Origin of the sequence: Flavobacterium sp. S87F.05.LMB.W.Kidney.N (assembly GCF_004366435.1) — a bacterium.
In the GTDB taxonomy this organism is placed as follows: domain Bacteria; phylum Bacteroidota; class Bacteroidia; order Flavobacteriales; family Flavobacteriaceae; genus Flavobacterium.
On record NZ_SODX01000002.1, the window covers coordinates 502,216 to 518,663 of the forward strand.

Here is a 16,448-nt window from a genome sequence, read left to right on the forward strand (position 1 = left end):
GGATAGAGCATCCCGATTTTTAATCGGGACGGTCGAAGGTTCGAATCCTTCTGCGTTCACATCAAAAGCCACTCAAATCGAGTGGCTTTTTTGTTTTGGGTTATATTGGTTATTGATGATTTCTTTGTTGAAAATCAATTATTCTTGATTTGAGCCATTTCTAGAAGCTTGTCTATTTTATTAGGTATAATATAAAATACCAAATTTCTACTTATTGCCGATAGGTTTTCAAATGCAACAGCGCCCAAATAAGAATCTGCAAGATTAAAACTATTTACCTGCCAGTTTTTACTGTTTTTTATGAGGCTAAAATCAATTTTATGCTGTCCGTCTAAACTCGGAATTTGTTTAAAATCTTCATCGATGCCTTTTCCTAATGCTTTTACAAAAGCTTCTTTGCGTGTCCATGAAGTATAAAAAGCATGTTTTTTATCAGCTGCATTTTGAATCTGCAAAACTTGATTGTCGTCAAACACATCTGGAAGAAGACTTGTAAAATTGAAATCTTTAGACATATATTCAATGTCTAATCCAACATTTTTGCGCGAAACTGCTATAGCTGCAAAGTCTTCAGAATGTGAGAGATTAAAAAACAACCAAGGATGTGAAGCCAAATATGGTTTTTTGTTAAATTGATAATCCAGATAAATATTCTTTACATTCAATTTGGTATGAGCTGCTAAAACGAACTTTAAAATTGATCTGTATATAATGAATCTGCTTCGGTCTATTTCTTTAAAAAAACGTTGTGCTTTCTTAAGTTCTTTAGAAGTTAGAAACTGAGATAAATCAGATTTTAGTTCGATAAAATCAGGCAGATAAATAGTGTAAATGATTATTTCATCAGTATCTAATGGTGCGAGTTTACAAGGAATCAGTTTTATGTCCTTTATCGTTGAATATTCAATGACAGGTTTAAATGTTCTCATGTTTCTCATCTAAAATGTCCTGAAGTAATCGCGCTAATACTTTGTCATTTGGCGGTGCTACAATATCTAAATGATTACCAGAGATATTATGAATTGTAACGCCTCCTAATGCTGCTTTTTTCCATCCCAAATGTGTTGGGTCTAATTTGTAATTAGCGTCATCTTTTGATCGAAATAAATCAACTTCAATGTTTTGTGGTTTTAAGTGGTAACGGTCTACAATCTTTTTAACCATGCCATCGGCTTCTATAAATTGCTGAAGAGCTAATTCTTCCTGCTCAGTCATTTCTTTTTTCTTGCCAAAATGTCTTTGTAGAATGTATTCTTTTTTTCCATTGATACGCATTTTAAAAGCTTCCCAGCTCAATAACATTTCTTTTAAAAAATCCAGCCTTCTGTGTGTAATATCGAAGTATCTCACAAGTTGTTTTCGCCTGTAATTTCCATAATAATAAGAAGAATCAACATAAGAGTCGAGCAGTGCGGTCAAGCTTACTTTTTTCCCCTGTGCTTTCAATTGGCGTGTCATTTCAAAAGCAACAATACCTCCAAAAGAAAACCCTGCTAATGCGTATGGTCCTTTCGGGTTTACTTTTATGATTGCATCTATATAATGAGCAGCCATGGCTTCAATTGATTCGTACCATCCGTCAAAACCTTTAGGTTTAGTTCCTTGAATACCATAAATAGGCTGGTCTGGGTCAAAATGTTTGCTTAAATTAATGAAATTTAAAACATTAAGTCCTGCTCCATGAACGATAAAAAGTGGCGCTTTGTTTCCCTGCGGTTTTATTGGAACCAGACAATCCGAATAAATTTCTGTGCCGGTGTTCAAAAGTTTTGCAAATTTTTCTACTGTCGAATATTTGAACAATGCTGATAAAGGAATTCGTTTACCGGTATGCTTTTCAATTTCAATCATAACCTTAACGCCTTTGATTGAATGCCCGCCCATTTCGAAGAAATCACTAAAAATATCAATGTTTTCTATATTTAAGCTTTCTTTCCAAATGGTGGCAACTATATTTTCCTCTTCGGTTCGAGGAGCAGTATAAGTTACTTTTTTGTTTACTTTATATTGCGATAATGCTTTGCGATCGATTTTTCCATTAAGCGTTGTTGGTATTTTCTCGATTAAATTAAAATCATGCGGAATTAATTGCACGGGTAATCGTGAGGCTAAAGCTTCGCGCCATTGCGGTATCTGATTTTCTGCATTTTCTAAGCTGTTATCAGGTACTATATGTGCTATAAGAAAATTTTCATCGGCTAATACGACAGCAGCTTTTATGCCGTCAAGTAATAACAAAGCTTGTTCGACTTCGCCGGGTTCAATTCGGTGACCTCTAATTTTAACCTGCTGATCCAGGCGTCCTAAACATTCAATTTCATTGTTGGGAAGTATTTTTCCTAGATCTCCTGTGCGATAAATAACATCCTCTTTATTAGAAGAAAATCTGTTTTCAATAAATTTTTCAGATGTTAGCTCTGGTCTGTTCCAGTAACCTTTTGCAACGCCATCACCTCCAATAACAATTTCTCCGATATTTCCAGGTGCAGCAAGCTGACCATGTTCATCGATTAAATAAATTTGTGTGTTTCCAATTGGTTTTCCAATAGTTATTAATTTATCGTCAGCTTTTATTTGTTTTATAGAAGACCATATTGTGGTTTCTGTTGGGCCATAAACATTCCAAAGAGTATCACATTTAGACAAAAGTTCTTTGGCAAGATCTGCTGGCATTGCCTCACCGCCGCAAAGGGCTTTAAGTGGTAATTTTTCAGACCAGCCAGAATCTAAAAGCATTGACCAGGTTGTTGGTGTTGCTTGTAAGAAATTAATATTTTCACGTTCTACTAATTCTAGTAAAAGTCTTCCATCTCTGGCTGTTTCATGATCGGCTATTATTAATGTCGCACCTTTAATAAGCGGGAGGTATAATTCTAAACCTGCAATATCAAAAGATATAGTGGTTATAGATAGTAATCTATCATTTTCAGTAATGCCAGGTTCTAAAGCCATGTTGCAAAGAAAATTCACCAAATTTTTATGGGTAATAGGAACACCTTTTGGGTTACCAGTTGACCCAGAGGTATAAAGTACATACGCTATATTTTCTGGACTAACGGTTTCAGGAAGCGGTAATGTTGAATATTCATCTAATGAATCCATTGCATCTTCTATAAAAAGCGTTTGCGGCCATGATGGCAAAGATGCGAACAATGTTTTACTGGTTAATAAAACTTTCGCACCCGAATCATTGAGCATGAATTCTAAACGTTCTTTAGGATATTCTGGGTCTAATGGTAAATAGGCGGCGCCGCATTCCATAATGGCTAATAATGTATAAACCAGTTCTGGACTTCTTGAAAAAGAAACCGCAATAAAATCGCCCGATTCAACTCCCTGTGCTTTTAAATGATGCGCCAGCTGATTTACTTTTTTATGTAATTCCAGATAGGTAGTTTTAGAATCGTGAAATTCTAAAGCTATATTATCAGGAGTAATTTCAGCTTGTTTTCGAAGTAATTCAATTAAGGAAACGTTTGGATAAGGCATTTCGGTATTATTCAGCTCACTATAATCTGCTAAATAATTACCTCCTATAAAATCGGATAATAGATTATCTGCATTGTCTATGATTTTATGGAGAATTTCTTCAAATGATGCCATCATCTGAACTATAGTTTCTTCTTTGAATAATGTTGTATTATAAGACCATTGAAATGAAGGTCCATCTTTGGCTTTAAAAATATGGAGCTGAATTTCAAAAGTTCCAAATTGACGTGGATTTACTTTAAGTTCGTGCGAAAGACCTGCAAATGAAAATTCCTCTTCTATAGTTCGATTCATGTCAACAGTAAGTATAACTGGAACTAGCGGAATTCTTGAAGGATCTCTGGCAATGGCAAAACTTTTTAATAAATGACCAAAACTAACCTGCTGATGTTCATAAGCATCAAACAATTGAGAATTTCTTTCTTTTAAATAATCTGAAAAACTAATTTCTGAGCTGATTTTACTTCTGAGCGGCAGCAGATTCACACAATCGCCAATCAATTGGCGCATGTCGTATAATGTATTTCCCGAAGAAGGAAATCCTACGACTAAATCATGCTGGCCAGTAATTTTACATAAGAATACTTCAAATGCTGAAAGTAGTGTGGTAACCAAACTACAGCCGGCACTTATTCCTATATTCTTTAATTTATTTATAATAGTTTCATCTAGAGGAAAATCAATACGGCTGCTGTTATAGGTTCGTAAAGGAGGTCTTTCGAAATCTAATGGCAGTTCAATTGTAGGAACCGATTCTTTGTAAATATTAATCCAAAAATTTTCTAAAGGTTTATATTCACTGCTTTCCATAAACGAATTTATTCTTTCGGCAAATTCGCTAAAAAGTTCAGGTGTTGTCAGTTTTGGTTCTTTATTTTCGATATACGCAGAATAAATTGTACCCAGTTCCTCTAAAATTATATCAATACTTAATCCGTCGCCAATTATATGATGGATTGTTAAGGTGGCGAGATATTCAAAATCATCAATTTTAAGTAAGTTAACTCTAAATAAAGGACCGTTGACAAGATCAAAAAGAGCATTAACTTCTTCTTTTATTAAATTATCTGTAGAAAGTTCTTTTTCAATCGCTGACAGGTTAGAAAAATCATTATGAGAGATTTCAAAGTTGACTTGGCTGTAAATACACATAAAGCGGCCGTCTGGACTAAATGTTGCTCTCAAACCTTCATGACGCTGTACTAAAGTTTGAACGGTCTTCTCAAATTTATCTATTACTAAATTGCCTTTCAGTTTAATAGATACAGACAAGTTGTAAGCTTTATTGGCATCACCTCCGCCAAAAATACAATCTGTCCATATTTCTTGCTGCGAATTTGTGGTGTAAATTACGCGTTCAATTTCAGGTGAAAATGGATTAAATTGAATTTCAGTTTCAGTTTCCATTTCTGTTTGTATTTGAGGTTGATTTTTCATTACTACTCTGTTTTAAAGGTAATTGTGCAGTTTTAAATAGATAATTTAAGATGCTAATTACTAGTTATTTCTTATCTGTTTCTTATAACTTGATCTTCACAAAATTTCCATTTTGAGTAGGATCTTGTATAAACCATGCCGGATTTCCGTTTTCATCCCGTCCCAGTTTACTGCCTTGAACAGGAGGTTCATTTGCCATTATTGTATACTTTTTTTCAGCAGTATTATTTTCATTTGAATGGTGATTATTGAGTTTTGAAATTTCAAAAGACTTTTCTTTTTTATGAACCCCATTCGTTCCATTTGTTTCGTTTCCATTTTTAGTATTCAATTTAACCGTGTCAAAATGTTCTGCTTTTAGATGGGTAAACGAAGGATTTCCGTTTGTAGAAGAGCTCTGATAATTTTGTAATTGATCTACTTTCTGACTCAAAAGATGAATTTGCTGTACAATTTGTTCTAACGAAATTTGATTTTGATTGGAAGATAATTGTATGTCATTTGAAGAAATATTTGGTTTAATAGTTTGGTCAGAGCCTATTTCAATTTGCTTATTATTACTATTGATTGAATGCTCTTCGGGTAAATTAAGTTCTATGTAATCGGCTAATAATGATGGCGTTGAATAACTTTCGTTAAGCTGTCTAAATGTGATTGGTAAATCAAACTCTTTTTTCAATTTTCCCGATAACTGAGTAAGTGATAAAGAATCTAATCCCAATTCTAAAAAACTGTACGACGCTGAATCTGAATCGTATGTTATGCCTGATGCATTTTTAATAATCTCTGAAATTTTAAAGAGAATAGATTCTTTTTTAGAATCATTTGACGAATTGTTTATGTTATCAGATTCTATTGAAATTGCAGGTATTTCTTCTTGGATTATTGATTTTTTGACTATTGTTTCAATTGTACCTAAAGGTTCAATCCAGCAAGGTTTGCGATCAAAAACATAACTAGGTAATTCTATTTTTTGTCTTTGCTGTTCCTTGTAAAAAGCTTTCCAGTCTGGGTTTATACCTCTCAACCATAAATCGCCTAAAGTATTTAATATTGTAGCGTATTCATTTTCCTCTTCGTCTTTTGGAAAAGTCAAACTAGGAAAAGCAGCGATGATTTTTCCCGCAGCCTGTTGACGTGCGAGAGTTGTTAAGGTTTGTCCAGGACCAATTTCTAGTAAAATAAAATCATCTAACTCGAATGCTGTATTCATAGCATCGGCAAATCGAACTGTGTTTTTTAATTGATTAACCCAATACATTGAATTTGTCGCTTCTGTATCTGTAAGCCAAGTTCCTGTTGCTGTTGAAATAATTGGCAGGCGAGGAATGTTTAATTTTATTTTTTCTATTTCATTCTTGAAGTTGTCTAAAATCGGTTCCATCATGAAAGAATGAAATGCATGACTTGTATTAAGCAACTTGTTCGGAATTTCTTGAGCATCAAGTTCCTGATTAAAAGCAGCAATGTCTTCTTTCTTACCCGAAACAACACAAAACTGATTTGCATTTATGGCAGCAACAGAAAGTGTATCAGGAATCAGTTCATTTAATTTATCAATAGATACTCGAACAATAAGCATAGAGCCGCCGGGAAGTTCGCTTATTAATCTTCCTCTTACGGCAACTATGTGTAATGCATCTTTCAAACTTAGTATTCCTGCTAAATGTGCAGCTGCAAATTCGCCAATACTATGACCGCAGAGAAAAGTTGGTTTTATTCCCCAGCTTAGCCACAATTGCGATAATGCATATTCTGTGACAAATAAAGAAGGCTGTGTTAAACGAGTATCTTTTAGAAGTTCCTCGGCTTCGTTCGATTTAATCTGTGGATAAATTATATCACGTATATCTAGCTGCAACTCGTCCATTAAAAGCTCGGCGCATTTGTCTACAGCGTCACGATATACTTTTTCATTGTTATAAAGTGTTTTACCCATTTTTACATATTGGGAACCTTGACCAGGAAAAAGAAATCCAATTTCGTTAGGGACACTTTTTAATAAAGAGGTTTTAGAACTTTTTGTTTTTAGGCAAAGTAATTTTTCGGCAGCACTTTTTGTAGAATCTGCTATTAAAAAACTTCTATGGTTAAAGTCATCTCTCGTTACATTCAAAGAATAAGAAATGTCCGCTAAAGGAATTTCTTTTGATTTGTCAATAAAATGTCCCAGCGCATTTTCATAACCCAATAAACTGTTTTGGCTTTTTGCAGACCACATTAATATTTCAAGTGGTCTTCCAGCTGAGGATATTAAAGGTTTCGCTTCATATTCTTCAACAATGGCATGAACATTTGTACTGCCAATTCCAAAAGAACTTACGCCGGCTCTTCTTATACTGTCTGCTTTCCAATCAATTAATTTATTATTGATGTAAAAAGGACTATTGTCAAAATCGATATTCGGATTTGGTTTAGTAAAATTAACCATAGGCGGTATTTGCTTATAGCGCATTGCCAATAATACTTTGATTAAGCCCGCAACTCCGGCCGCAGCTGTAGTGTGACCCATGTTGCTTTTAATAGAACCTAATGCGCAATAATTATTTTTTTCTTGTCTGCCGTAAGCAATTTTAAGTCCTTCTATTTCTATTGGATCACCAATTGGAGTTGCAGTACCATGCGCTTCCATATAACTAATTGTTGAAGGTGATATTTGAGCATCATTAAAAGCATTAATTATTGCTCCTGCTTGACCTTTTGGACTTGGTGCCATAAAACTGCCTTTGTCTCCTCCGTCATTATTTACGCCAACTCCTTTAATTACACCATATATAATATCGCCATCTTTTTCAGCTTCTTCTAATCTTTTAAGTACAACTACTCCGGCGCCGTCACTAAAAACAGTACCTTTTCCAGAAGCATCAAAAGATCGGGTAGAACCGTCGGGGCTTTTAATAAATCCATCATCGTAAAGGTGACCGCTATTAATAGGTGCAGTAACACTAGATCCTCCTGCAAGAGCTAGATCGCACATGCCAGTTCGTATGGCTTTTACGGCTTCCGCAACTGCTAATAAAGATGTGGAACATGCGGAATGTACACTAACAGATGGTCCTTTTAAATTTAAATGATAAGAAGTACGCGGTGCAATAAAATCTTTTCCGTTTACGGTATAGATCTGTAATTCACCAATTGAGCTTTTTAGTTCTTTGTTGTTAAAGATATTGTTTTCGTAATACGAATTGATTTCACTGCCAGAATATACCCCAATGCTTCCTTTATAATGTTTCGGAAGATGCCCGGCTTGTTCCAGCGCTTCAAATGATATTTCTAAAAATATTCGGATTTGAGGATCCATTGCTGCGGCAAGCTGCGGATTTAATCCGAAGAAATTAGCATCAAATGTTTTAGCTGAAGGCAGAATTCCTCTAGCGCCTATATAAAGCGGATCTTTACGAAGACTTTCGGGTAAGCTGCTGTCTAATTCCTCTTTTGTAAATAATGAAATTGTTTCTTTTCCATCTCTTAGGTTTTCCCACAATTCGTCTATGGTGTCAGAACCAGGAAATCTTCCAGCCATCCCAATTATTGCTATGTCTGGAGAAGTTGTTTTATTAGTTTCCTTAAATTTAAATAAGTCTTCGTTGGCAGTATCGCTGTTATTTTCTTCTAAAATAGCTACAAGTTCTCGAATTGTTGGATGAATATAAATTTTGGAAACAGGTACATCTTTCGATAATTGCTGTTTCATTAATGTAGTTACTTTTTGTGCTAATACAGAGCTGCCACCCATATCGAAAAAGTCATCATCGATTCCAATACTTGATATTTTCAATTCTTCGCTCCAGATTTTTGCAATATCTTTTTCTAATTGTGTGTTTGGTTTCTTAAAAAGAGGAGCAGAGTCTGGTCTATTATATTCAGGAACGGGTAAATTCTTTTTGTCAATTTTTCCATTTGGAGTTATCGGGAAATCATCAACCCAAATGTATTTAGAGGGTAGCAATATTTCTGGTAAAACTTTTGAAAGCGCTTCGTGTATTTGTTTTTCATCTTGTATTTGTTCACTAGATTTTAAATAAGCCACAATTTTGTCTTCATTACCAAAGTGATTGCTGACAATTACTGCAGATTGTTTTATGCCAGATAACGTATTTAATGTAGCTTCTATTTCGCCTAACTCAATGCGGTGGCCTCTAATTTTTACTTGATGATCTATACGTCCTAAACATTGAAACTCTCCATTTGGTAAAATTTTACCTAAATCTCCCGTACGATACAAAATCGAATCTGGGTCATTAGAAAACGGATTTGTAATGAATTTTTCGGCTGTAAGTTCTGGACGTTTCCAGTAACCTTCTGCGACTCCGTCTCCGCCAATAACTATTTCTCCAATTGCTCCTGTTGTAACAATTTGACGCTGCTCATCTAATAAATAGATTTGTGTGTTTGCTATTGGCAGTCCAATTGTTATTAATGCATCATCAGCTTGAATTTGCTTTACAGCAGACCAGATTGTAGTTTCTGTTGGGCCATACATATTCCAAAGAGAATTGCATCTCGAAGTTAGCTGGCGGGCAAGGTTCAAAGGCAGAGCTTCGCCGCCGCAAAGTGCTTTTAAAGCAAGCGGAGTTTCCCAGCCAGAATCAAGCAGCAACTGCCAAGTAGTTGGTGTAGCTTGAAGTATTGTAATTTGTTTCTTTTGCAAAAGATTCAATAATAACTGTCCGTCACGAGTAGTTTCATGATCTGCAAAAACGACAGCGGCACCTTTTATTAAAGGAAGAAATAATTCTAATCCAGCAATATCAAATGAAATAGTGGTAATAGACAATAGTTTATCTTCTGCATTTATGCCTGGTTCAATCGCCATGCTGAAAAGAAAGTTCACTAAGTTTTTGTGGGTTACAGTTACACCTTTAGGTTTTCCGGTAGATCCAGAAGTATACATCATATAAGCAACTGCTTTTGGATCGACTGAAATAGAAAGCGGTTCTACAGCAAATTGTTCTAATGAAGCCAATACATCTTCGATCACTATATTTTTGGATGAATTTGGCAGCGAGCCTGAAAGTGCTTTTGTGGTTAGCAGAAAACTAGCTTTAGAATCTTCGAGCATAAATTCCAAACGTTCAGCGGGAAATTTTGGATCTAAAGGCAAATAGGCAGCTCCACATTGTAAAATTGCCAAAAGAGAAGCAATTAAATTTGGGCTTCGATCCATAGACACAGCAACAATTTGTCCAGAAGATAAACCTTGAGCAGCAAAATAATGAGCTATTTGGTTTACTGTTTTTGCTAATGCGCTGTAGGTAATCTTTTCGTTTTCGAATTCAAGTGCTATTGAATTGGGAGATACTTCAGCTTGTTGTGCAAAAAGCTCGTGCAGCGGACGGTTTGGATATTCCATTTTTGTCCCTTTTATTCCTTTTTCTAAACTATTGTTGTTAGGTCTTTTCATTTTAAATTATATTAAAATTAAAGTTTGAGCAAAATAATATGATAATATTAGCGTTGGGACTAAAAGAACAGAATTTAATTTATTGGCTTACAGTTTATTAGTAGGAAAAGATTACATTTTTTTTATTTGCATTTCTGCTTGATTAATAAATAGATGTAAGAATTTTGATTGGTTTTAGCCTAAATATTGTCTTTATATTAAAATAGTATTTACAGCTTATTATTCAATAAGTTGATCAAAAAAAGGAAAAATATTTCATTAATACTTGCATTTTCTATATAAAGCTATTATTATCGATGAAAAGCATTTTTTAAATTAAAGAAGACATAATTTATCAAAAATTGATGATAGCCTTTCATCGTTATTTTTCATTTTTTAACATCCTTTTTGTGTCAAATTCTTAAATTTTAAAAAGGAATATGATTTAGGTTAATTTTTTCCTTTGAAAAAAAAATTTTTGGAGTTAATCCATTTATTAAAAGAAATAATTAATTTTATATTTTTGATTAAGTGATTTAAAATCAAATAGATATATGTTAATTAAATGAATTATGTTTATTTGCATGCCTAGTAAATGTGAATTATAAATTATATAGACAGCTGAATTGAAGATTAGATAAAACTGATGTTCTTATATAATTTATAAAATATTGCAGCGTTATTTCATAGATAACATTCGTTTCTATTGCGAGCCAAAAACATTTAATCTTAATTGTTTCGTGTAGTTAAATTTATTTCCCAAATTGTTTTGTTAACCATCAAATTAATTTTTTTAACTTTTTCAATGTAAGTAAAAAGTCATTAAAATACTACATTTGGTGCGTTTAATCGGAATTAAATTTAATTATATCGATTAATTTTTGAAATTAAATATTTTTGCAGTATAAACAAAATATAGGATATAAACTGTGAAGTATTTAAGAGCGAAATATACTAACCTACACATAATTGCACTGTTTTTCATTCCTTTTTTAGGAATTAGTCAAAGTACGCCGGCCAACGATATTATGGAAACCATAATTACATCTGGAAGTAATGCGACTGGAAGTTCTGGAACCGTTACCTACTCAATTGGACAAGTATTTTACACTTATATAGGAGAAGAATCTGTATATAATGTTGCTCAAGGAATACAGCATCAAGAAAAAGATGCCAATTTAGGCACTCCAGAAGTTGACAAACCTACAACAGAAATATTCGTTTTCCCAAATCCAACAATAGATTTTGTTACCGTAAGCATGACCGGATTAGAGCTGGAAAGCGGTCAAAGGTCCTACAAGCTTTATGATATTCAAGGCAGACTTTTAAAACAAAACACAATTAATCAAACTGAAGCGCAAGTCAGCTTTAGTTATCTAAGTCCATCTATTTATATACTTGTGCTGTATAATGACAACAAAATTTTGAAATCTTTTAAAATAATAAAAAACTAAAAAAATAAAAAGAGAATGAAACTGGCATATACCCTTTTATTATTATTTGTGACTGTTACGCTTAAGGTATTTGCACAATCACCTGAGAAAATGAGCTACCAGGCAATTGTTCGAGCCCAAGATAATAGTTTGGTTGTTAATTCGAGAGTCAGCCTTCGAATTATTGTGCATCAAGGCACTGCAACAGGAACTAATGTTTATCTGGAAACACATTCTGTTACTACAAATGCAAATGGTCTGGTTTCTCTTGAAATTGGTACAGGAACAATTGGTACAGGAGATTTTAGTAAAATCGCTTGGGATAAAGGACCTTATTTTATAGAAACTCAAGTAGACGTTAAGGGAGGATCTAATTACAATATTACGGGAGTTACTCAGCTTTTGAGCGTACCTTATGCTTTGTATGCAAAAACAGCAGGAGGAACATCAAGTACTCCATTTAGATCAGCAATCGTTTCATTTACTTCATCCAGAAACATTGCGGCTGGAGATGTAAACAATACAATAGAATGTACAGCTTCATCTACATTAACGCTGACTGCTGACTTTGGAAGTATGGCAATTGGTGAAACTATTAATCTAGAAGCACACAATGGTGCTGTGCTAACAATACAAGCGGCTTCTGGTGTAACAATTAATTATAATGCAGCTGGAAGCGGAAAGTTTACTAGTACTGCTGGAAATGTAAGGTTTGGATTTCTTAGAAAAACAGGCACAAATTCCTATATTATATCGGGACAATGAAACATCTAATTTACTTTTTACTCTTTTCAACTGCAGTTTTTTCACAAAACTATCATTATGCAATTGATGAGGCGCCGGTTAAAACTCCAGAAACTCCAGTTGTAAATAATCAGCAGGAAGAAAACGACTATTTTAATGCTTATTTATTACCAGTTACCCAAAAAGCGACTCTTCAGCAGGCTTTAGACAAATATGGTTCAGTAAGATTAGAAAAGGGAGATTATTCTGGCGTGGACATTGTCATGAAAAGTAATCAAAAATTATACGGACATCCGTCTTTAAATTTGTTTTCTAATATTACAATAGCCGCAGGAAGTACAGGCGTTGTTATAGAATACCTGCTTCCAGCCGATAAGACAATTACGCTTCAGGCAGGAGGAGTAATTTCTAATTGCACTTTAAAATCAATTAAATGGGCAACTTTGAAAGCCACAAATGCCACGTTTGAAAATAACTCATTTATAAATTTTGGAGGTCCTATATTAGTAGACTGTAGTCAGTCGGGTTATTTTAGAAACAATAAATTTATAAAGCATCAATCTGGCGGAGTAGCTACAGTCCTTACTATGAAAGGAAATTCAACAACTCCTAGTTATGGTAATGTACATTTGCATACTAACTTTTTGACGCCTCACGCCAATACAACAGAAATGGATAATTTAAAGTCTGCTACATTTGTTGGTATTGATGCTGAGGGATGGAACCTTGAAGGAAAGGGAACTTTTGCAATGTTTAAGGCCAGCAATATGGGGAATGTTAAAATTACCGACTTAGGTGGTGGTAATAATTATTCTGCAGTTCGTACAGGAGCTTTTGATATTGATGCTGCCAACGTTTCGATATTGAATAAAAAACTTACCACAGAATTTGATGTAATCTCAGCAAGAACCAATATGACTATGATAGGTGCTGTAGGAGGATACAAAAGAGGAAGCGGAACTGTAACAGGATATGATCTTTGGGGAAATGTCGATACGAGTAATTCTATAAAATATAATGGTGTTGAACAAACAGCAGCAATCGGCAATTCGACTGTAATTTCAAATTTAAGCAGTTCTATTTTAGGAACAAAATACACAGCGTGGGCTCGACCAAACTGGGAAACTTTACCAGATCCGCTGGGTGCAAATTGGAGAAACGACAGAAATGGTAAACCCGATAGTACAACCTATATTCAGAACTTAATTAATAATGCAGGAATCGCAGAACTTCCAGAAGGTGTTTTTTATATTAGTTCAACTTTAAAAATTCCTCTTGACAAACTTCACGGAATTACAGGAAAAGGTACTGGTAAAACAGTTATTGTTGGTTTAAAAGACGATTTTCCTTTAATATCACTTACAGGCGGTCAGGATGCTAATTTTGTATTAGCACATTTAACGCTTCAAGGTGGAAGTACAGGCGTTTATTCGTCACAAAACTACGGAACACAACATATGGCTTATGTGTGGCTGAAATATGTAGTGTTTAGAGATCAAACTAATGGAATTCATCTGGATAAAATGATGGGATTTGATAATAATTTCCTAGACAATATTTCTTTTGTAAACTGTGGAAAAGGTTTCCTTCAAGATCCTCTTGCAGGTGGTGTTTCTGACAATTCTAGCTTTGTTGACAAAACAATGTTTTACAGAAGCCAGTTTATTAATTGTACCACAGCCGTTTCTATGCTAGCGACAAGGGCAGATAATTTAAATGCCTGGGTAAATTGTAAATTTAGCGGCGGACAAAATGCACTTGCTTTAGCATCAAACAATTATCCGCTGGTTGCCAATAGTGATTTTACGGGCTACACAGGAAATTACACTATCAGCAGTGGAGAGATTTCTTTGTACAGCGTTAATTTTTCGGGTAATTCAAATACAAAATCAACCATTAAAGCTATTACAACCTTTATAGAAGGCTGTAATTTCTCTGATGCTGCTCCAATATTTTCATCTGTTTTATACAACCCGGTGTATGCAAGTATATTAAACTCGACAATTACAAGTAATGTAACTGCTCTTGCGGTTGATGGAGATTGGAATAGTAAATACTCCGCTATATTTATGAATAACGATTTTAAGTCAAACTCAGCGCTTAGTAAATTGTTAGTCAATGTAAAAGAAGGAGTGTCAACTGTAATTATCAATACAACTTCTAATCCTTATCCGCAGTTTCTGGTAACTCAATAAGCATAATATTTTATAACTCCATCCGTTAACTATTAAAAAAGCTTTTAAAGCCGACATTAATAGTTAACGGATTTTTTTGTTTGAACTCTTCATCAGAATCTTCTGATTTCTCTTTTTCAATGTAACTATGCAGCAATTACGTTCCTGAAGTGCGTAGAATTACGTGATTATTATCTTATAAAATAAGGATTTTTGAATATTAGGAAGCACTTTTTGGAGCCTTAAAATGTAACATGTTGTATTTTATCGGATTTTAAAATACGTTGAACAGATTTATTATTAAATAGTCGAAACATTATATATTTTTGATCAAAATTTAAAATGAATGATAAAGAAAAACCGTCATTTAGCTTTAAACCTTATTAATAATTGAATAGTTGTCGTAAAAATGTGTTTTTTTTACAAATAAGACAAAAATAACGAATGACTTACTGTCAAGATTTAGTAATAGTTCTAACAGTAACTTCAAATAAGATTATTTATATTTTTTATTTTTTACTTTTTATGAAATACAGTGTATACGAAAATATTAGAAAGATAAGAGAATTAAAAAATTTCACTAGGGAATATGTAGCTGCTGAATTAAAAATGAGTACCAGCGGTTATGGCAAAATTGAAAGAGGCGATGTTGATTTAACGGTCTCTAAATTAATCGAAATTTCAAAAGTTTTAGAGGTCTCAATAGAGTTCATATTTAAATTTGATGTATCCATTTTTTTTAGTGAAACGAGATAGAATACCCATCGCAATTAATTATTAATCAAACTTTAACCAATTAGAATTAGTAATAAAAAATACGATTATGGAAAATTACTATTTAAAAATTAGAGAGTATCGGTTGCAAAATAATCACACCCCCGAGTATGTTGCAATTCAAATGGAAATTAGTGTCAAAAAGTACGAAAAAATCGAACAAGGAATGGTCGATCTTAAACTATCAAAGCTAGACCAATTAGTAAAGATTTTAGGAATCAAAAAAAGCCAGATTTTTCAATTAGATAATTAATTTTCAAAACGCAATCTTCATTTTGAAATTTTAAAAAAGAGTTTACTTAAGATCATCAGGGATATCTTAAAAAACTCTTTTTTCGTTTTATGATTTATGCTTTACTTTTAAAACGTACCCTAAAGATTCTAGAATTAAAACATAATGCGTTTTTGTAATGTCTTTTACCACTGCATTTTGATCGCAGAAAGGGCCAGAATTCAAATGAATTTTATCTCCAATTTGGTATTGCATAACAGATATTTCTGAAGCTGTGTCTCCAGTATTAAGCCATTCTTTAATAGTCTCAATTTCTTGATCCTTTACAATAGCATGTCTTCCAAGCCAGAATAAAAATCGCACTACTCCAGGAGAATGAAATACTAAGTTTCTATCTTTTTCTGCTAATTGTACAAATATGTAATGATTAAACAATGGCACTTCTACCTTTATTTTCCTATCTGATCTTTGTTGAATTTTTTTAATCACAGGACAATAACAATTGATATTAAACTTAGTTAATTGTTCTGCGGCTCTTTTTTCCCATTTAGGTTTTGTGTATACTACATACCATTTCATAATCCTTAATTTATTGTATTTGTAAATTAGTTGTTTAAAATAGCTTAAGCCGTTATATTGGTAATTCTCTTTTAATGGATAATAGTCTATACATTGATTGGTGTAAGCCAAATGTTTTCCATTAAATTATATGTTGCAGTATCTGGAAACCATCATTAAGATATGATATGGTTTTGTATACAAACTAAGATGTAAATTTAATT

The 16,448-nt window shown here is 33.5% G+C and carries 9 protein-coding genes; 5 read left to right on the top strand and 4 right to left on the bottom strand.

All coding sequences use genetic code 11. The features are described from left to right. Window positions 1–134 precede the first annotated feature (134 nt). The 3 genes from EDB96_RS08040 to EDB96_RS08050 form a co-directional block, all read right to left on the bottom strand. Complete coding sequence (locus tag EDB96_RS08040; protein ID WP_166669278.1) at window positions 135–929, bottom strand: 4'-phosphopantetheinyl transferase family protein; 795 nt, start codon at window positions 927–929, stop codon at window positions 135–137. Beyond that, entirely contained in the window at window positions 916–4,926 is a 4,011-nt protein-coding gene (locus EDB96_RS08045) for a non-ribosomal peptide synthetase (RefSeq protein ID WP_134140079.1), read from the bottom strand. Before EDB96_RS08045 ends, EDB96_RS08040 begins: the two co-directional genes overlap by 14 nt. An 82-nt stretch (window positions 4,927–5,008) precedes the next feature. Then, complete coding sequence (locus EDB96_RS08050) at window positions 5,009–10,330, bottom strand: polyketide synthase (RefSeq protein WP_134140080.1); 5,322 nt, start codon at window positions 10,328–10,330, stop codon at window positions 5,009–5,011. Window positions 10,331–11,238: 908 nt separating this feature from the next. On the opposite strand from EDB96_RS08050, the gene EDB96_RS08055 reads away from it, so the two are divergent. The 5 genes from EDB96_RS08055 to EDB96_RS08075 all read left to right on the top strand — a co-directional run bounded on the left by EDB96_RS08055 (window position 11,239) and on the right by EDB96_RS08075 (window position 15,687). Beyond that, the gene (locus tag EDB96_RS08055) at window positions 11,239–11,763 is read left to right on the top strand and encodes a T9SS type A sorting domain-containing protein (RefSeq protein ID WP_134140081.1); all 525 of its coding nucleotides are present in this window, start codon (window positions 11,239–11,241) and stop codon (window positions 11,761–11,763) included. 15 nt (window positions 11,764–11,778) lie between these two features. Then, the gene (locus EDB96_RS08060) at window positions 11,779–12,507 is read left to right on the top strand and encodes a hypothetical protein (RefSeq protein ID WP_134140082.1); all 729 of its coding nucleotides are present in this window, start codon (window positions 11,779–11,781) and stop codon (window positions 12,505–12,507) included. Next, the gene (locus tag EDB96_RS08065; RefSeq protein ID WP_134140084.1) at window positions 12,504–14,681 is read left to right on the top strand and encodes a hypothetical protein; all 2,178 of its coding nucleotides are present in this window, start codon (window positions 12,504–12,506) and stop codon (window positions 14,679–14,681) included. Before EDB96_RS08060 ends, EDB96_RS08065 begins: the two co-directional genes overlap by 4 nt. Before the next feature lie 504 nt (window positions 14,682–15,185). Beyond that, window positions 15,186–15,416 carry a helix-turn-helix transcriptional regulator gene (locus EDB96_RS08070; RefSeq protein ID WP_144219045.1) on the top strand — a complete coding sequence of 77 codons (231 nt, stop codon included), beginning with the start codon at window positions 15,186–15,188 and terminating at the stop codon, window positions 15,414–15,416. Window positions 15,417–15,483: 67 nt separating this feature from the next. After that, window positions 15,484–15,687 (top strand): helix-turn-helix domain-containing protein, encoded by a 204-nt coding sequence (locus tag EDB96_RS08075; protein ID WP_057116544.1) that lies wholly within the window; start codon window positions 15,484–15,486, stop codon window positions 15,685–15,687. A gap of 87 nt (window positions 15,688–15,774) precedes the next feature. On the opposite strand, the gene EDB96_RS08080 is transcribed toward EDB96_RS08075, so the two are convergent. Further along, a complete protein-coding gene (locus tag EDB96_RS08080) occupies window positions 15,775–16,245 on the bottom strand; it encodes a UpxY family transcription antiterminator (RefSeq protein ID WP_057116543.1) in 471 nt (156 codons plus the stop codon). Between the last annotated feature and the right edge of the window lie 203 nt (window positions 16,246–16,448).